Raw genomic sequence first — 18,335 nt, forward strand, 5'->3', positions numbered from 1 at the left:
ATTACTTAGTCTGGTGGAAATAATTAAAAGTAGGTAATGTGTCTGTATTTGTGGCAAGGCAAGCAATCCTTAATCGTAATCAAAATGTAGTTGCATATGAACTACTTTTTCGCGATAGCCCAGAAAATTGCTTTCCTGGTGTATCTGATGGTCAAGCAACAGCTCGGCTTATCATGGAAAACCAGCTTAACTTAGGTACTCGACACATTACTTCGGGAAAAAAAGCGTTGATCAATATTGGTCCTGAATCGTTAAAACTCGATTTATGCGAATTTTTACCCTGCAAAGATGTAGTTATTGAATTACTCGAAACCATAGAGCCCAACGACGACACTTATGAATTATGCCGTAAACTTTTTCACAGTAACTATAAATTAGCCCTCGACGACTTTGTTTACTCTCCACAGTGGGAACGCTTCTTAAAGCTGGTTAATTTAATTAAATTTGATATTCGGCTTACGCCACTGGCTGAAATTCCGCTGGTGGTCAATAAGCTTAAAAAATACAAAAATATTAAACTGTTAGCTGAAAAAATAGAAACCGATGAAGAATATAAATTAGCGCGAAAAATGGGGTTTGATTATTTCCAAGGGTACTACTTTGCGCGTCCCGCAATGATAGAGCAAAAGGATATCCATTATAATTATGGCCTTGTCATCGCTATTTACTCAGAAGTAATGAAGCCAGATCCTGATGTTAAAGTGATCACCGGTTTATTTGAGCTTGATGCAGCATTGGCCTACAAGCTATTACGATTATTAAACAGCGGTGTATTTCCGCTGCAAAGCCAAATATCATCATTAAAACAAGCGCTGGTATACTTAGGCCAAGCCCGTTTGAAAAAGTTTGTTAGCTTAATTGTTACGGCACACACCGCGCGTGATAAACCGATAGAGCTTATGCAAATGTGTGTTATTCGCGCTCGTTTTTGTGAGTTAATAGCCAGCAAAGTCGCAAAACAAGTGCAGGGTGAGGCATTTTTAACTGGGCTGTTTTCTTTGCTTGATGCTATCTTAGATCAGCCAATGGCGTTGTTGGTTGATAAACTGCCATTCCCGGATGAAATTAAAGCGGCATTAACTGGCGAAAAAAATAACTTATATTATATTCTGGAAACAGTAAAAGCGTATGAAACAGGAAGTTGGTGGGCACTTGAGAAAGCAGTCTTATTGATTAATTTAGACAGTGCTTTTTTGCCAAAACTCTATAAACAAGCAGTACAATGGGCCGATAGCTACAAAGATAATATTTAAAGGGATAGGGTTTGCGCAATTATAATATGGACTTTATAAGGGGCCTAGCAGTACTCGGCCTAGTATTTATTAACTGCTATTCCTTCGCAATTTTTGAACTCAATTACACGTCACTCACCACACCACCCCTTAGCGATAAGATTTTACAGACCTTAAGCCTTATATTTGTTGAAGGGCGGTTTCGCACATTATTTACGTTATTATTTGGTGCTGGTCTTTATATTCAGTTTCAGCGACAGCAATGCATCGAGCCATTAAAAAAACGCCTATATTGGCTTATTGTGTTTGGCTTAATACATGGTTTTTTACTGTGGGCGGGTGACATTTTGTTTTTATATGCAGTGTCAGCATTACTGGTATTACGCTATTTAAATTACACGGATGAAGAGCTTAAAAACAAAGCGGCCTTTTTTACTTTTATTGCTTTACTTGCCACAGCTCTGTTCATGTTAGGGCTTAATGAGGAGCCACTCTATAGAGATTCTCCCGAATTTTACCAGATATATAATAGTTATTATCAAAGTATTGGTGCTCATTTTAGCCAAAATATTACAATGAGCATTTATATGTTGCTAACAGTGCCTATTTTATTACTGTGGGCAAGTGCTGGCTTTATGCTAATTGGTATCGTTGCTTACAAATGTAATGTATTTAGTAATGGATTTAGCAGGTCGGGGCTAATTAAGTTAGTTGTGTTAAGTGTGTTACTGACTAGCTTACGATTAGTGTTAACGCCATATGATCAAGGTATTGGCTATGCGTTACAAGAGCCGGTTAATGAATTGGCTGCTTTATGCGTGGCGCTGCTTTATATTCATTTAATCGTTAAACTATGCAACAACAGCGCGCAAATAGGGGGGCTTATCCAACAGGTAGGGCGGTTAGCGTTTACTTTATACATAAGCCAAACCATTATGCAGTTATTATTGTTTAAAGTGCTTTTCCCTCAGTGGGCGCTTAGTTTTAACCGCATTGATTATTGGCTTGTCGCTATTTGCTTAGTAGTTGTACAGCTTATGTTTACTGCACTCTACTGTCGTTATTTTAAGCAAGGCCCCCTTGAATACCTATGGCGTAAATTAGCGCAAATTAAGCGCGAAAAAATAGCTTGAGTAGTTTAAACTATGCGCCTTTATATTTAAGAAGATTTGCCATATGACAGACTTAAAGCGTTTAAATAAATTTATTAGTGAAACAGGGTTTTGCTCACGCCGCGAAGCCGATAAATATATTGAGCAAGGTCGTGTTACTGTTAATGGCGAATTACCTGAAATGGGTGTTAAAGTTGCACAGGACGATGTGGTATTGGTTGATGGTAAGCCATTAAAAGAGCCACCAAAACGGGTTTACATTGCTTATAACAAACCAGTGGGTATTACCTGTACCACAGAGCGAAAAATTCAAAGCAATATTGTCAAAGCGGTTAATTACCCTGACCGTATTTTTCCTATTGGTCGTCTTGATCGCCCCTCTGAAGGGCTGATTTTTTTAACCAACGAAGGCGACATCGTTAATAAGATTTTACGTGCCGGTAATAATCATGAAAAAGAATACGTGGTTACCGTTGATAAACCACTTAACCGTCAGTTTGTGAATAAAATGGCCAACGGTATTCCTATTTTAGATACTGTGACCAAAAAATGTAAAGTGACGCAAACAGGTGCCCAGCAATTCACTATTATTTTGACTCAAGGTTTAAATCGTCAAATTCGTCGTATGTGTGAATATTTAGGTTACGAGGTAGTCACACTTAAACGTGTTCGCATTATGAATGTCACTCTCAAAGGGTTAAAAGTAGGGCAATGGCGGCATTTAAGTGACGCAGAAATGGCGGTTATTAACGACTCGATTGCTGATTCTGGCAAAACGCAAGAACACTCACTTTATGATGATGCTAAGCAGAGCAATTACACTGAACAAGCTAAAAAGAGTCATGCTAAACCTGCTCACAAACATGATTTTCAGGGCGGGAATCCACGTCGTGAAAATAATGACGAGCAACAAAAGCACGCTAAAAAAAGTAGCCGAAATACCCCTTATCAAAAGCGTTCAACCACGTATGTAGGAAAATCAAATAATCACAAAGCAAATCCTGCCACAGGAAATAAAACCCGCAGCAGTGGAACATTAAGCTTAAAAAAGTAAGCTTAATTGTTTCGTATTAATAATAAAAACGCAGCCTTGGCTGCGTTTTTTGTTAGCCTACTGTTTAGGGTAATCAATCCTAAATACCACAGTGTATAAAACCGGTACCACAATCAGAGTCAGTATGGTGGCAAAGCCTAAACCAAACATAATGGTGACCGCCATTGATTGGAAGAATACGTCAAATAATAATGGGATCATACCAAGTATTGTGGTTATAGCGGCCATGGCAACAGGGCGCACACGGCTTATGCCTGAGTCAAACACCGCTTGATAGGGAGATTTACCCTCGCTGAGCTCTAAGTTTATTTGATCGACTAAAACAATGCCGTTTTTAATCAACATACCACTCAAACTTAATAAACCAAGTAGTGCCATAAAGCTAAAGGGGGCATTCATCACCAATAAACCTGCACTAACACCAATAATAGCCAGTGGCACGGTGGCCCAAATAACCAAGGGTTTTTTCACTGAGTTAAACAGTAAAACGGTAACCGCAAACATCGCTAAATAGCCCAGTGGTAACGAACCAAAAATAGCCTTTTTGGCTTTACTTGATGATTCGAACTCGCCACCCCATTGCATTTCATAGCCACGCGGTAAGTCAATTGCTTCGACTTCAGCACGAACACGAGCAAATAATTTAGCAGGTGTTTCATCACCAAGTACATCATGATCCGCCATAACAGTAATAGTACGCTTGCGGTCGCGACGCATAATTAAGCTGTCTTCCCACTCAACAATAAATTCATCAACCACTTGGGTAACCGGTACAAACACCCCTAAAACAGGGCTATAAATTTGTAAATCGTGAACACTGTCTACGTTTAAGCGCTCGCTAGCTGGTGAGCGGGCAATAATCGGTAACAGTTGCGTACCATCACGATAAACACCCACTTGTTTACCTGATAAGCTAGTCAGCAGTACTTGGTCGAGGTCAAACTTGGTGATCCCCAACCGGCGAGCTTTTTGTTCGTTAAATTGGGGGCGAATCATTTTGGTTCTTGCCCGCCAGTCATCGCGAATATTAAACGCACCGTCATCTTTGGCGATTATCTCTTTAGCTTGAGATGATAGCTGTCTTAATATGATTGGATCGGGGCCAGAAAAGCGCGCTTCTATTTTAGCATCGGTTGATGGGCCAATTTCCATCGGTTTGACTTTCAACTTTGCTGAAAGTGGATGCTGCTGTGCGTAATCGCGCACCTTTTGCATTACTTTAGCGACCGCTTCACGATTGGTTACACGAATAATTAACTGCCCATAAGCAGGGTAGGACTTTTCTGGTGCATAAGTCAGCATAAAGCGCGGCGCACCTTGGCCAACCGTACTGGTAATTTCTGTAACCAGTTCATTTTGTTGTAAATAGGCTTCGAGCTGTTTTATGCCCTCAAGAGTGGCGCGAATATCAGCGCCTTGATCTTGCCAGTAATCGACATAAAACATCGGTGTGTTCGAGGCTGGAAAAAATGATTGTTTTACCGAGCCAAAACCAACAACGGCAGAGCATAAAAGTGCGAGCATAAGGATCAAGGTAGTTTTTCTAAAACGCATGGCTAAATTTAAGGTTGCTTTGTAGCCATTGAAAATAATACCTTGATACGGGTCCTCATGCTGTTGGTTCTGCTCGTGTTTAAATTCAGTTTCTTTAAACATTAAGTGAGCAAAAAATGGCGTGAGGGTAATTGCGGTGATCCAGCTCAACAACAGCGATATAAATAACACCCAAAATAGACTACCGGCAAATTCACCACTGGCATCTGAGCTTAAACCAATAGGTGCAAAAGCAGTAATTGCTATTACTGTTGCGCCAAGTAATGGCCACTTCGTTTGATCTACGATATTAACCGCTGCTTTAAGCTTTGTTTGTCCGCGCTTTAAGTTGATCAAGATGCCTTCAGTGACAACAATAGCATTATCAACCAACATCCCTAATGCGATTATTAGCGCGCCCAGAGAAATACGTTGCAGGTCAATTGCAAACAGCTTCATAAATATAAAGGTGCCTAATACAGTCAGTAATAAAATACCGCCAATGAGAACGCCACTTTTTAAGCCCATAAAAATAAGCAGTACCACAATGACTATTGCAATGGCCTCTATTAAGCTAACAATAAAACCATCTACAGACTGCTCTACTTCTTTTGGTTGGTTATACACCGAGCTAATATCAATGCCATGAGGGCGTTGGTATTCAAGAGATGCTAAATGTCCATCTATGTGTTTACCCACATCAACAACATTCACTCCAGACATAAACGAAACACCAATCAGCAGTGCTTGCTGTTGATTATAGTGAATGACATTAGTGGGCACTTCTGCGTATTCACGATAAACCTGTGCAACATCGCCCAAATAAATGAGTTCGCTGGCACCTGGTTTTGAAATTAATAAAGTTTCCAGCTCTGTTACATCTTTAAATTCACCGGTTGGATGTAGGCGGATAGACTCATCACCGACACGAATACGTCCAGCGTTTGATACCGTATTTTGTGATTGCAGCAAGTCATAAATATGACCTGGGGCAATACCGAGCTGTGCCAGCTTTTGGGTTGATACCTCAACCATAACCTGTGGTTGCTGTTGCCCTGCGATAGCGACTTTGCTGACGCCTTTGACTAAAACCAGCTCTCGTTTTAAATAATCAACGTAGTCTTTTAATTCATCATACGAATAACCATCGCCAGTCACCGCAAACATCACGCCATAAACATCAGCAAAATCATCAATCACATTACTGGGATAAACACCACTTGGTAGTGAGGGACTGAGGTCGTTAATTTTACGACGCATTTCATCCCATATTTGTCTTAGCTCTTGTTTACGATAGCTGCTTTTCATCTCTACGGTAATTTGCGATTTACCGTTGGATGAAATGGAGGTGACATAATCAACATAGGGGAGCTGCTGAATGGCATTTTCAATTGGAAATGTCACTTCTTCTTCTACTTGCTGTGGGGATGCTCCCGGGTATAGAGTGATCACCATGGCTTTTTTTAAAGTAAACTCAGGATCTTCCAGTTGTCCTAAGTCAAAATAGGAAACACTGCCGCCAATCAATAGCAACAACGTAAACATCCAGCTAATGACCTTTTTCTCGATGGATAGTTGCGCAAAGCCCATAATTATAAGCCTCGCTCTTTATTCCAAGGGCGAACAGACATGCCTTCTTTTAAAGAGTGGACACCGGCTGAAACAACCAATTGACCTTCTTTTACGCCACTGAGTACTTCAATGGTGTCGTGGTGTAATTGCCCCACGTTCACGGCTTGTTTATGCACTGTGCTGGTTTGTTGATTAAAAACCCATACATAGGCGTTATCGCTAAGGCTTTTGTTAGGATCTGAAAATACCGACTCAATGGGTAAAATGGTGTAAGGCGTTTGTGAGCGGGTTACTTTGCTTAAATCTATGACCACTTGCCCCGACATACCCGCAAGCAAATTAAAATCTTTTGGTACCGGTAATGAAAATACGACTTTGTAGGTGAGTGTTGCCGGATCAGCTTGAGTATCCCATTCTTTTAGTGTCAGTTTATATTGCTTGTCGTGATAGCCATCAAATTCAACCATAGGTTGATATTGGGTATCTTTTTGAATACGCGCCACAATTTTTTCCGGAACCTGTATTTCTACATCCATAAAGTCGCGGGTTTCTAGGCGCAGAACATTCTGTTTAGCCTGAATACTCTCAAAGTTTTTTACAAACACTTTAGCCACAATGCCTGCAAACGGTGCACGCAGTTCGCTATATTCTAAGTTTGTTTCTGCAATTTTAAAGGCTGATTCGGCGACTTGCTCATTAGCAACTGCTTGGTCAAGCTCTGATTGACTGGTGATATTTTTTTCAAACAGCTGCTTTATTCGTTTAAGCTGCGACTTAGCTAGCTCATATCGTGCTTTACGCTCGTTATATTGCAATTGAAAATCTTCAGGGTCTAATTTAGCCAATAGTTGCCCTTTTTTAACTTGTTCACCAGCTAGAACAGGAAACTCAATCAGTTCACCATTGACCCTAAAAGCAAGATAAGAGCCTTGGTTTGCAACCACCTCTGCAGGAAAGCTCCGAATGTTTGTTTGCGAATCATGGCCAATACTAAATAATTTAACGGGGCGAATAGGCGCTTCTTTAACTACTTTTTCGGGCTCCGAGCAACCTATTAAACTCAGTAATGTCGCAGATAGTAAACATAAGCGAAACAGTGGCATGATATCTCCATGATAAAAAAAGGCTAAATAAGTCAGTGCAGCATACGCTGCAAACATATAAAATAAAATTCATTAAATTTTAGAAACTCAATAAGTTTTACTTATGATGTGTTGTGTGGCCAATGAAACTTAATCAATTACAAATATTAGATGCTATTGTACAAAGCGCGAGTTTGAGTGGAGCGGCATTAAAGCTACATAAAACGCAACCGGCGTTAACATTGGCGATTAAAAACTTAGAGTCTAAGTTAGGCTTTGACCTGCTGGATCGTTCTAAATACCGTTTACAACTCACCGAAAAAGGGCGTATTTTTCACCGAGAGGCTAAACATTTGTTAACCGCTAACGATCAGCTTACTCAGCTCGCAACAGAGCTGGCATTAGGCAATGAAGCGCAATATAGAGTCTGCTACGAGCAAATTTGCCATGTGCAAAGTTATAACGAGATCATAAGTAATACTTTTAAGCATTTTTCGAGCACAGAGTTTCGTTTAACCAGTGGAAAGCGGTTTGTGTCTTTGGAACAAGTGAATACCGGTCAAGCCGAGCTTGGAATTGGGCCATGGTTTGATTTATTTCATGCTACGGGTGATTTGGAAAGTTTACCTATAGGTAAATTAGATATCGGTATCGTGGGTGCTAAAGGGGTTTTACCTAAGCAGCTTAGCTATGATGAATTACAGCTTTATCCGTGTTTGGCGATGTTTGAAAGTGGCTTGAGTATCGACAGTGACAGGCTTTCTTATTCGAAAGGGGCTGCGGTAATGAAAATAGATGACATATCTACCTTAAAGTCGTTTTTACTTTCAGGAGCGGGTTGGGCAATGATGAGTTTAGGCCATTGTAAAAAAGAAATTGCCGCTGGCTCATTACAGCAAATCATTGTAACCGACAGAGAGCATCAATTTAGCGCACAAATTAGAGCTTTTCGTCAACATGCTATGCACCATGGGCCTGTTGCGCGCAAAATTTGGCAACAATTTGAATTACTCAGCCAGGAGTACTTAAACAAGAATGGACGTTAATAAAGAAACGGTTATTTACACTATTATAGCCAGTATACCTAAAGGCTGTGTTGTCAGTTATGGCCAAGTAGCGGCGCTTGCGGGGTATCCTAATAATGCAAGGCTAGTTGGCCGATTATTAAAAGAGATGCCAAAAGATTCGACGATCCCTTGGCATAGAGTGGTTAACAGCCAAGGTAAAGTAGCGTTTGCACAGGGCAGTGCGCAGTATCAAACGCAACGAGAAAAGCTACTTTCTGAGGGCGTTACTTTTAACAATCAACGAATTAATATGGCAAAACACCGCTGCAATAAACTAATTATCCATTTTATGTAAGTCAGTTAAAGCCCAAATTTCATCAGCAGTCCATTCGTTTAACCAAATAGGAATATCCTCAGCTTTCATGGGTTTGGCAATGCCATAACCTTGTGCTAAATGACAGCCAAGAAGCATAAGAGTTGCTGCATGCTCAGGCGTTTCTACCCCCTCAGCAATTACCTTGCGTTTAAATGATTTAGCCAGTGCAATAACGCCTTTTACTATTGCTAAGTCGTCAGAATCTTCCAGCATATCTCTAATGAAGCTTTGATCTATCTTTATTAAGCTTGCAGGTAAACGTCTTAAGTATGTGAGTGAGGAGTAACCGGTACCAAAATCATCCAACGAAAAATCAACCCCTAACGCTTTACAATCTTGCATAGTTTTAGATACATGGGTCACATCGCTCAGTGCACTGGTTTCTAGCACTTCTAGCTCTAAATTGGTTGCATTCACTTGTGGGTGCGCCAATAGTAATTCAGTTAACTTTGAAGTAAATTCAGGTTGTTGTAATTGTACTGCAGCAACATTAACACTCACTTTTATAGTTAAACTTGGCGTTAATGATTGCCATTGATTAATTTGAGTCAAGGCGGTATCAATAACCCACTCGCCAACGTCTATCATTAGTTGATTGTTTTCAATGGCTGGTAAAAACTCGATAGGGCTTAGTAAGCCACGCTCGGGATGTTGCAAGCGTATTAACGCCTCTACGCCAATCATATCGCCGGTTCGCATATCAACCTTAGGTTGATAATAAAGTACAAACCAATTGTTAGCTAAGGCCTCACGAATAAGCGTTATGCCTTTTTGCTGTGTCTTGACGGTATCACCTTGGCTAGTATCAAATAAGTGATAGCGGTTTTTGCCCATTTGTTTAGCTATATACATGGCTTGATCTGCATGGCGCATTAGTTGATCGGCATCAAAATTATCTTCAGGGTATACGGTCACCCCAATACTGGCAGAAACATTTAAGACAATATCATTCACTGTCACCGGTTTAGCTGCTGCAGCTAATAGCCGCTCGAGCACAGGAACACAATCGGCAATTGATTCTAGATTAGTTAATACGCCAACAAATTCATCGCCACCAATACGGGCTAAGCTATCACCTTCACGCAGTGCATCTTTTAAACGGATAGAAATTGCAACAAGTAACTTATCGCCAATATCATGGCCATGTGAGTCATTTACTTGTTTAAATCCATCTAAATCTAGAAACACCACAGCCAATGAATTGTTATGACGACGGCATTGCAACATAGTTTGGCTAAGCCTATCGGCAAGCAGCACACGGTTTGGCAAGTTAGTTAATAAATCATAATGAGCAATCCGGCTAAGTTGCTCTTGTTGGCGTTTAGCTTGGGTTATATCGGTAAATATCCCTAAATAAAAGGTAACGTCGTTATCATCTGTTAACACAGAAATAGTGAGTAGCTCTGCATATAATTCGCCATTTTTTTTGCAATTCCAAATCTCCCCTTGCCAATGGCCAAACTTATTTAATTGTAGCCACATATCTTTATAGAAAGAGTCTGATTGTTTACCTGAGTTTAAAAATGCAGGGGTGCGACCAATGACCTCTTCATGGCTATAACCAGTTATCCGACAAAAAGCAGGGTTAACATCAACAATATGACGATTTACATCGGTAATGATAATGCCTTCATGGGTATCTCTAAATACGCGTGAGGATAAGTGCAGCTTTTCTTCAATTAACTTTCTCTCAGTAATATCGATTGATACACCCAACATAGTGACTGCACTACCTTGATTATCTCTTACGAGTGTTCCTTTGGTATTAAACCAACGAATTTTGCCACGTTTATTAACAATACGATGATCAACATTATATTCTTTTGCATCGTCAATGCACTGTTCTATATTTTTTATGATATCGGCACGATCATCAGGGTAAATAATGGCCAGGTATTCATTTTTAGTCATTTCTAGTTGTTTAACATTGCCGTTTATTAATCTAATACCATGTTCAGAAAAACGGATTATATTGGTTTTTATATCCCATTCCCAAGTCGCAATCCCACCTACTTTTTGACTCAGAAGAAGCCGTCTTTCGGTATCGGTAAGTGCTTTAATATTATTTTGTAGTGCATGAGTACGTTGCGTTACTTTTTTTTCTAGTTTTAGGTGACTGGCTCTTAAGCGAGTCACTAAATAAGCAGTGACTGTGGTTAAAAAGATGAACAGGGTTGCAATGGCAACACCAAATAACAGCATGCTACTATCTTTCCAGCCATTGCTAGGATAAGTTTTAAATACCCAAACCCCATTTGGTACTTGTATATTAAAGTCGACAGTATTTTTTATTTTTTGGTTTTTTGAGCTAACAATAATTTGCACATCATTTGTATCGGGCATGACTTTTGAAAGCTCATAGCCAATACCTGCCTGTGGCAGTTGTGCTAAGTTAACGCTTTGGAGAATATCAGGAAAGCGTATAAGCGCAGTAGCAAACCCCCAAAACTTATTACCGTCTTGAGTGTCAAGATAGACAGGTAACCTAGCAGCAGCCCCCATTCCTCCTTGAAATAACTCAAACGGCCCTGCAAGGGTTAATTTCCCGGTTTTTTTGGCCAAAAAGGCCTCTTGAGTTCGCAGTGGATTTTCTAATACATTATTTCCTATGGCGCTTTCATTGCCTTTGAGTGGCACTACGTGTGTAAGGATACCGTTTTTGTGAAGCTGTAAAGCTGCAAGGCCAGGGTAGAGCGCTAACATTTCAGATGCAAGCTCTTCAAAGCCTTCTGTTTTACCATTTTGAGTACGAATTAAGGCCGCAATTGGGTAGGCGGCAGAAAGCGCTTGATTTAGGTTATTTCTAATGTGGTTTACGTAACTACCTGAAACCTCTCTAATAGAGATTTGCTTCTGCTGATAAATATATTGATCAAGTAAGTAAATTGAATACACAGCGGCAAGCGTTGACATTAAAAAAGTGATCAACACCAGTCTTGCATAGATAAACAAGCTTAATATTTGTGGGCGTGTTTTAGATAATGACAATATTAATAACACCTAGCGTTGTTTGATACCAACCCGCAATAATACTTAATTAAGCGATTTGGTATGAGTCGCGTCCATTTAAATCAATGGCGTTTTAAGTTCCTAGAAACAGTATAGCAAACAGGTTTTAGATCATGAGATAGATTTTGTTATACTTTGTTATTAATAAGTACATTTGCAGGGTATTAGTTAAAAACGCAGGTAATGAGGGGATATTTAAAAAGACTATGTGTATTGTTGCTTAATACACATAGCGGGTAATGGCAATGTAATGGCTGACGCATCCACCAATAACAAAGAGGTGCCAAATAGCATGGCTATATTGAGTACTTTTAGCGCTGTAAAACACAGTACCTACACTATAAAATACGCCGCCAGCTAATAGCCAGTAAAGTGCATTGATAGGCACGTGTAAATAAAGTGGATATACAATGGCCAATGCAAACCACCCCATTAATAAATAGGTAGCCAGCGACACCTTTTTATTGCCATTTTTAACCAGTAGTTTATAAGCGATGCCTGCAAACGCTACCGCCCAGATAAAGACTAAGGTAGCCCAAGACCAGAGCCCAGATAACGACAGCAACAAAAAGGGCGTGTAGGTGCCTGCAATCAATAAATAGATGGCGCAATGATCACATTTTTTGTAAAACGCTCTCAACCTAGGGCGCACACTGGCGTGATAAAGCGTTGAAGATAAAAATAAAATAAATAAGCTACTGCCATATATCAAAGTACTTGCATAACTTTTAACACTGTTAGTTTGTTTAACTAAATCCCAAAAAACAAAAGCAGCAAATACAATACCTAAAGCATGACTAATAACATTTAACAGCTCTTCTTTTTTAGAATAGGGGGCTTCAACAGACATAACAGATCCTACCACTTAACTAGATTATTTTCAGTGTACGCGTGTACGCTAGAATTTTCAATTGAGAAATAACTCCCCTTAATTTACTGAGCATTAACAAACACACTATTATTTGGTTTTATTTTTTAAATTGTTGGTCAAATTTACTAATTTAGATTTTAAGCTTTTCATTTTTATTATTTTATTTAATTTAAAAACAATAACTTAACTATTTTTTTCTTTATGGCATAGCCCTTGATAGTAACTAAGTGTACTAACCAATAAACAAACAAGGAATACCATTATGAAAACTTCAATCAACATGACAATCGCTAGCTTACTTGTATTTGGCTCAACTCAGGTTAACGCGACAGAAGTCGATTTAAATATTACAGATATGCTAACTAAAACAGTGTCTACTTATGTATCACAAGCAAGCAATGAGCTTGAAAAGTCCGTTAAGGAAGCCGTTTCTTTTGATGCGCAGCTCATCCTTGATGGCTTACTTGAAACTAATCCTGTAGTTAATAATAACAACATGGATGAAAAACAACGTGTAGTAAAAGCACAACCAAAGCAGTAAAAAAAGGGAATAAAGTAATGAACAGTGAGTTCGAACTATTAGCCATTATGTTGGCGCCTGTGGCAAGTATACTAAGTGTTTATTACTTGGTTTACATGATAAAAAATGTGGGAACGAGGTTAAATTAGTAGATGCATTTACCCTGTAAAGCAATCGATGTAACTAAAGCTGATCGACTTGAATAAAGCGCACGTAAATAAAGGCAGAGTGTTTGAAAGAAGTAGACTTTATGAAACGTGCGATTTTCCCATTACCTATATTTATACTACCTGAAGGCTATACGCGATTACGCATATTTGAGCCTCGTTATTTAACGATGGTAAAAAACGCATTAAAAACCAGTAGCGGTTTTGTTTTATGTACGTTTGAGCATGACACCCCTTTGAACATAAGTGCCCAAGGTTGCTTAATGGATGTGATTGACTTTGATCAAGACGAAAGCGGTATGCTGTTGATTGATGTTTTTGCATCGAAAAGTGTACAAATAGATAACGTGTATCAAGATAAGCAGGAACTTCGCCACGGTGATGTATCCGCTTGCAACACACCGTATTGGTATAACAAAGATAACCACGAAATTGGTCAGCACCACCTTTTACAAGTGGCACTGGAAGAAGTCTTTGCAAATAACCCCGATTTGCAATCGCTGTACAAAACTACCAAGTTTAATCAGCTCACGTGGATTGCTGCACGATGGCTTGAATTACTCCCCATTTCTATAGAGAAAAAACAACAACTTGCATTTGAGACTAACTTTGATAACTTGCTCAGTTTCCTCCATACTGTGATTAATAACGAATTTGCCTAAAATAATTATGATCCGCTTATAATCTTTGCTCGTAATGGTATCTACTAAAGCAATAACGGGACATTTTACTATGGTAAGTCAACAACAATCACTACGTTGTGAACCTAACACAGGTAAGTACGCTGCCATGCCAGAAACGCCAAGTACGGAACTCAGGGAAGCATTAGTTAATGTTGCTCAATCTCGAGATAAAAAATCATTCGCGTACTTGTTTGAGTATTTCGCACCAAAAATCAAACGCTTTGGCATAAAGCAGTTTGGTGTTGAAGCCCAAGCAATGGAATTAGTGCAAGAAACACTTACGTCAGTGTGGCGTAAAGCCCACCTGTATAATAGCGACAAGGGTGCGGCTACTACATGGGTTTACACAGTAATGCGTAATGCTTCTTTTGATATGCTTCGTAAAATGAAAAGTAACAAAGAAGAAAACATAAGCGAAGATATCTGGCCGTTATTGAACGAATCTGAAGATACAAATCACGAGTATAGTGACCACCTTGAAGATCAACAAATAAAGCGTTACCTAGATAAATTGCCACAAGCGCAAAGAGAAGTGGTACGCGGTGTTTATTTTCAAGATATGTCGCAAGAGCAGCTTGCTCAACAATTAAACATTCCAGTAGGCACGGTAAAATCACGATTACGTTTAGCCTTGCAGAAATTACGTAATGAAATGGGAGATCAGCATGATTAAACATCACCCGAGTGAAACACTACTGACACAATACTGTGCAGCAACACTTCCAGCATCACTTAGCCTTGCCGTATCAATACATGTTGATATGTGCCCTGTGTGCCAAGCAAAAGTTGAAAAACTTGAGGCAAGTAATGCGCATGCAGTTTTTAGTGACAATATGGATGTGACAACTGTTGAACAAACAGACGATATAATTGAATCAAGTTTACTTGATATGATCACTGCCGATGACTCGATTGATGAAGTATATTCTGTTGAACCGGTTAGTATTAGCGTCAACGAACATAACTACAGGTTACCTAGGGCTCTTACACGGATTTCGCATGGCAAATTTACTCAAGTGGGTAAGCTTGCGCGTTCTCGTATAGCGCTTGATGATGGTCATTTACGTTCAAGTTTGTTACATATAGATGCTGGTGGAGAAATTCCAGAGCATACGCATACTGGATTTGAGGTTACCCTACTTCTTGATGGTGAATTTACAGATGAAGAGGGTAGTTATGTTCCTGGTGATTTTATTTGGCAAGATGGCCGTCACCAACATACTCCCCTAACAAAAGAGGGATGTTTGTGCTTTACTGTTGTTAGTAGTGCGCTACATTTCAATAAAGGACTTAGCAAGTTACTTAATCCAATTGGTGGCTTGATCTATTAAGAGAATATATGCAAACAGATACAATAAAAATAGGCATTAGTGCCTGCTTAGCAGGCGAAAAGGTTAGATTTGACAGTGGTCATAAAAAATCCAATTTTTGTATGGAAGAGCTGGCCAAGCATGTTGAATATAAAATGTATTGTCCTGAGGTTGCTGTAGGTTTACCCATACCTCGCCCGACAATTCGTCAAGTAAGAACTGCTGATACTATTAAAGTGTGTCGACCAGATGGAACCGGTGATGTTGGCCCTCAACTGACAGAATATGGTAAAAAAATAGCCACAGAACAAGCAGGCCATCTTAGCGGGTTCGTTTTTTGTGCAAAGAGTCCAAGCTGTGGCATGGAACGTGTCAAAATATACAATGAGGCAGGAACGGGTAACACGTCTGAGGGAATTGGTTTTTTTGCTGAACAGATTATGAAGCATAATCCTTTATTACCTTGTGAAGAAAATGGCCGCTTAAATGATGTTCATTTACGCGAGAACTTTGTAATGCGTGTTTATACGTTGCATAACTGGCAGCAACTCGTTAAAGAGCCTGTTACAGTTCATCGCCTTACTCAGTTTCATGCTCAATACAAATACTTGTTAATGGCTCATAACTATCAGGCTTACCGTGATTTAGGCCACTTACTTGGTACGTTTGTAGGTGATGACGTAATTGCACTCGCCGATGAGTACATTCTGGGTTTAATGACAGCGCTTAAACGACCTGCTTCAAGAAAAAATAATTCAAATACGCTAATGCATTTACAAGGATACTTCAAAAAAGATTTATCAAAAATCGAAAAAGAAGAAATGCGTGAAGCGATTGAAGAATATCGCCAGGGTTTAGTGCCGCTTTATGTACCACTGACTTTGCTTAAACACCATTTAAAGGTTCATCCAAATGAGTATTTAAGCAAGCAAATTTACTTTAACCCTTATCCTAATGAACTTAAGTTACGTTACGGTTTGTAATGAAAACACTATTTTGGTTTAGGCGCGATTTGCGCCTTTTTTCTAACGAAGCGCTTATTGAAGCGTTAAATGATGGTGCTAAACACGCCATTTTTTTTGTGTGCGAAAAACAATGGGCAGAGCATAATACCGCAGCCATTCAAATTGACTTATTAAAACGCAGAGTGAGTTATATTCGCGAAAAACTTGCCAAATACGGCGTTAATTTACATGTAATAAACGCTCCTCTTTTTGCCGATTGCCAAACTAAACTTCTCGATTTTTGTCAGCAGCATGAGATTAAACATATCATAGCCAATACTGAGTACGAGCTTAATGAGTTTAATAGGGACAAAGCGATTCGAGAACAGTGCGATCAACAGCAAATAACGTTTACTTTATACGAGGGTGAAATAATTGCTCCCGTAGGCAGTGTGCGTACTCAAAATAATGAAATGTATAAAGTATTTACACCGTTCAAACGCGCGTGGTTAAAGCAGTATCAAGATACACATTTTAGTTTATTGCAGTGGCCGTTATCTGAAGAGCCGATAGAAATCGAACCATGTGAGTTACTAAGTGGTGATGAAAGCTCAAAAAAATGGCCTGTCGACGATGAGACCTTATCAACCGTAGTTGATAATTTTATTCACGATAAATTAGCAAGTTATGATGATGTACGTGACATACCAAGCGTAAAAGGAACCTCGGGTTTAAGCCCCTACTTAGCCCTAGGTGTTGTTAGTAGTAAGCAATTAATGGTTAATATACAACAACATTATCCCGATATACTCACTACTTCTAAAAGTAAAACGTTTACCTGGGTTAACGAACTCATTTGGCGGGAATTCTATAAACATTTAATTGCCGAATTTCCTAAATTATCACGCGGTGCTAACTTTAACGAAAAGTACGATAGTATGCGTTGGCGTGACAGTGAAGCTGATTTTAAGCAATGGTGCGAAGGTCGCACGGGTTATCCGCTTGTTGATGCAGCTATGCAACAGCTTTTGCAAACAGGCTGGATGCATAATCGTTTGAGAATGGTGGTTGCAAGTTTTTTAACTAAACATCTACTGATTGATTGGCGTAAAGGCGAGCAGTTTTTTATGCAGCATCTTATTGATGGCGATTTAGCCTCAAACAATGGCGGCTGGCAATGGGCTGCAAGTACCGGATGTGACGCTCAACCTTACTTTAGAGTATTCAATCCTATCACCCAAAGTGAACGCTTTGATCCAAGTGGTGATTTTATTCGTAAATATCTGCCTGAATTAGAAAAAGTGCCAGATAAACACATTCATTTCCCACATACTTACTTAGCAGCAACGGGGCAAAATGAACACTGTTACTGGCCGGCAATTGTTGATCATAAAGCGGCACGAGCGAGGGCTTTAGCTGCATTTAAGGTGTGATATGGATAACCAATTATCAGTCGATAAATTTGTAGAAATATACCAAAAGCTTGATAAAGATAACCTAGACTTATTAACTGAAATTTACGCTCAAAACATTCACTTTATAGATCCGCTGCATGAGATTAATGGCCTTGAAGATTTAAGACGTTATTTTTGTGGTTTATATAGTAATGTTAAGCATTGTCGATTTGACATAACCGATTCATTTACCAACGATAATAATGCATTTGTATACTGGACAATGCATTATTCTCACCCAAAACTTAATGCAGGTAATACAATTTCAGTGCAAGGGCACAGTAAACTCGTTTTCGAAGGTGAAAAAATTATTAATCACCGAGATTACTTTAACGCTGGAGAGCTTTTGTATAAGCATATTCCATTACTGGGCAACATTATTAATTTTATTGATAAAAGGGCTGGTTAA

Annotated in this window: 16 protein-coding genes; 12 read left to right on the top strand and 4 right to left on the bottom strand. The window is 39.3% G+C overall.

Going from position 1 to position 18,335, the window contains the following annotated elements; genetic code table 11:
• Nucleotides 1–38 precede the first annotated feature (38 nt).
• Genes AC27JR_RS00250 through rluF form a run of 3 tightly spaced genes read left to right on the top strand, consistent with a single transcriptional unit; the run spans nucleotide 39 to nucleotide 3,398 of the window.
• Nucleotides 39–1,253: an EAL and HDOD domain-containing protein gene (locus tag AC27JR_RS00250; protein WP_487172367.1), complete on the top strand. Its 1,215-nt coding sequence runs from the start codon at nucleotides 39–41 to the stop codon at nucleotides 1,251–1,253.
• A gap of 26 nt (nucleotides 1,254–1,279) precedes the next feature.
• Nucleotides 1,280–2,365, top strand: a complete 1,086-nt coding sequence (locus AC27JR_RS00255; RefSeq protein ID WP_076919749.1) for a DUF418 domain-containing protein — start codon at nucleotides 1,280–1,282, stop codon at nucleotides 2,363–2,365.
• Between the two features lie 43 nt (nucleotides 2,366–2,408).
• Nucleotides 2,409–3,398: a 23S rRNA pseudouridine(2604) synthase RluF gene (rluF, locus tag AC27JR_RS00260; protein WP_487172368.1), complete on the top strand. Its 990-nt coding sequence runs from the start codon at nucleotides 2,409–2,411 to the stop codon at nucleotides 3,396–3,398.
• Between the two features lie 57 nt (nucleotides 3,399–3,455).
• On the opposite strand, the gene AC27JR_RS00265 is transcribed toward rluF, so the two are convergent.
• On the bottom strand, nucleotides 3,456–6,521 hold the full coding sequence (locus AC27JR_RS00265) for an efflux RND transporter permease subunit (protein ID WP_487172369.1): 3,066 nt from the start codon (nucleotides 6,519–6,521) through the stop codon (nucleotides 3,456–3,458).
• A 2-nt stretch (nucleotides 6,522–6,523) separates the two neighbouring features.
• Nucleotides 6,524–7,606: an efflux RND transporter periplasmic adaptor subunit gene (locus tag AC27JR_RS00270; RefSeq protein ID WP_076919747.1), complete on the bottom strand. Its 1,083-nt coding sequence runs from the start codon at nucleotides 7,604–7,606 to the stop codon at nucleotides 6,524–6,526.
• Between the two features lie 122 nt (nucleotides 7,607–7,728).
• Between AC27JR_RS00270 and AC27JR_RS00275 the strand changes: the two genes are divergently transcribed.
• Together AC27JR_RS00275 and AC27JR_RS00280 are read left to right on the top strand one after the other, a co-directional pair.
• Nucleotides 7,729–8,631: a LysR family transcriptional regulator gene (locus AC27JR_RS00275; protein WP_076919746.1), complete on the top strand. Its 903-nt coding sequence runs from the start codon at nucleotides 7,729–7,731 to the stop codon at nucleotides 8,629–8,631.
• On the top strand, nucleotides 8,621–8,947 hold the full coding sequence (locus tag AC27JR_RS00280) for an MGMT family protein (protein WP_487172370.1): 327 nt from the start codon (nucleotides 8,621–8,623) through the stop codon (nucleotides 8,945–8,947). The genes AC27JR_RS00275 and AC27JR_RS00280 overlap by 11 nt, the downstream gene beginning before the upstream one ends.
• Here the strand turns inward: AC27JR_RS00280 and AC27JR_RS00285 are convergent.
• Nucleotides 8,927–11,956 carry an EAL domain-containing protein gene (locus AC27JR_RS00285; RefSeq protein ID WP_487172371.1) on the bottom strand — a complete coding sequence of 1,010 codons (3,030 nt, stop codon included), beginning with the start codon at nucleotides 11,954–11,956 and terminating at the stop codon, nucleotides 8,927–8,929. The genes AC27JR_RS00280 and AC27JR_RS00285 overlap by 21 nt on opposite strands.
• A 241-nt stretch (nucleotides 11,957–12,197) precedes the next feature.
• Nucleotides 12,198–12,827 (bottom strand): PAQR family membrane homeostasis protein TrhA, encoded by a 630-nt coding sequence (gene trhA, locus AC27JR_RS00290; protein WP_131692064.1) that lies wholly within the window; start codon nucleotides 12,825–12,827, stop codon nucleotides 12,198–12,200.
• Between the two features lie 283 nt (nucleotides 12,828–13,110).
• On the opposite strand from trhA, the gene AC27JR_RS00295 reads away from it, so the two are divergent.
• From AC27JR_RS00295 to AC27JR_RS00325, 7 genes are all read left to right on the top strand, one after another.
• Nucleotides 13,111–13,389 (top strand): hypothetical protein, encoded by a 279-nt coding sequence (locus AC27JR_RS00295; RefSeq protein WP_487172372.1) that lies wholly within the window; start codon nucleotides 13,111–13,113, stop codon nucleotides 13,387–13,389.
• Nucleotides 13,390–13,618: 229 nt separating this feature from the next.
• Nucleotides 13,619–14,197, top strand: coding sequence for an LON peptidase substrate-binding domain-containing protein (locus AC27JR_RS00300; protein ID WP_487172373.1), 579 nt, complete (start codon nucleotides 13,619–13,621; stop codon nucleotides 14,195–14,197).
• A 70-nt stretch (nucleotides 14,198–14,267) separates the two neighbouring features.
• Entirely contained in the window at nucleotides 14,268–14,891 is a 624-nt protein-coding gene (locus AC27JR_RS00305) for a sigma-70 family RNA polymerase sigma factor (protein ID WP_008112542.1), read from the top strand.
• Complete coding sequence (locus tag AC27JR_RS00310) at nucleotides 14,884–15,549, top strand: ChrR family anti-sigma-E factor (RefSeq protein WP_487172374.1); 666 nt, start codon at nucleotides 14,884–14,886, stop codon at nucleotides 15,547–15,549. Before AC27JR_RS00305 ends, AC27JR_RS00310 begins: the two co-directional genes overlap by 8 nt.
• Nucleotides 15,550–15,557: 8 nt before the next feature.
• A complete protein-coding gene (locus tag AC27JR_RS00315) occupies nucleotides 15,558–16,511 on the top strand; it encodes a YbgA family protein (protein ID WP_487172375.1) in 954 nt (317 codons plus the stop codon).
• Complete coding sequence (phrB, locus tag AC27JR_RS00320) at nucleotides 16,511–17,905, top strand: deoxyribodipyrimidine photo-lyase (protein ID WP_487172376.1); 1,395 nt, start codon at nucleotides 16,511–16,513, stop codon at nucleotides 17,903–17,905. The genes AC27JR_RS00315 and phrB overlap by 1 nt, the downstream gene beginning before the upstream one ends.
• A gap of 1 nt (nucleotide 17,906) precedes the next feature.
• Complete coding sequence (locus AC27JR_RS00325) at nucleotides 17,907–18,335, top strand: nuclear transport factor 2 family protein (protein ID WP_008112549.1); 429 nt, start codon at nucleotides 17,907–17,909, stop codon at nucleotides 18,333–18,335.

This window comes from Pseudoalteromonas sp. NH0006-26, from assembly GCF_057552415.1.

Bases quoted from the DNA above. Each gene is read 5' to 3' on its own strand.
- AC27JR_RS00255 (WP_076919749.1), top strand. From the start codon at position 1,280: ATGGACTTTATAAGGGGCCTAGCAGTACTCGGCCTAGTATTTATTAAC.
- rluF (WP_487172368.1), top strand. From the start codon at position 2,409: ATGACAGACTTAAAGCGTTTAAATAAATTTATTAGTGAAACAGGGTTT.
- AC27JR_RS00265 (WP_487172369.1), bottom strand. From the start codon at position 6,521: ATGGGCTTTGCGCAACTATCCATCGAGAAAAAGGTCATTAGCTGGATG.
- AC27JR_RS00270 (WP_076919747.1), bottom strand. From the start codon at position 7,606: ATGCCACTGTTTCGCTTATGTTTACTATCTGCGACATTACTGAGTTTA.
- AC27JR_RS00275 (WP_076919746.1), top strand. From the start codon at position 7,729: ATGAAACTTAATCAATTACAAATATTAGATGCTATTGTACAAAGCGCG.
- AC27JR_RS00280 (WP_487172370.1), top strand. From the start codon at position 8,621: ATGGACGTTAATAAAGAAACGGTTATTTACACTATTATAGCCAGTATA.
- trhA (WP_131692064.1), bottom strand. From the start codon at position 12,827: ATGTCTGTTGAAGCCCCCTATTCTAAAAAAGAAGAGCTGTTAAATGTT.
- AC27JR_RS00295 (WP_487172372.1), top strand. From the start codon at position 13,111: ATGAAAACTTCAATCAACATGACAATCGCTAGCTTACTTGTATTTGGC.
- AC27JR_RS00300 (WP_487172373.1), top strand. From the start codon at position 13,619: ATGAAACGTGCGATTTTCCCATTACCTATATTTATACTACCTGAAGGC.
- AC27JR_RS00305 (WP_008112542.1), top strand. From the start codon at position 14,268: ATGGTAAGTCAACAACAATCACTACGTTGTGAACCTAACACAGGTAAG.
- AC27JR_RS00310 (WP_487172374.1), top strand. From the start codon at position 14,884: ATGATTAAACATCACCCGAGTGAAACACTACTGACACAATACTGTGCA.
- AC27JR_RS00315 (WP_487172375.1), top strand. From the start codon at position 15,558: ATGCAAACAGATACAATAAAAATAGGCATTAGTGCCTGCTTAGCAGGC.
- phrB (WP_487172376.1), top strand. From the start codon at position 16,511: ATGAAAACACTATTTTGGTTTAGGCGCGATTTGCGCCTTTTTTCTAAC.
- AC27JR_RS00325 (WP_008112549.1), top strand. From the start codon at position 17,907: ATGGATAACCAATTATCAGTCGATAAATTTGTAGAAATATACCAAAAG.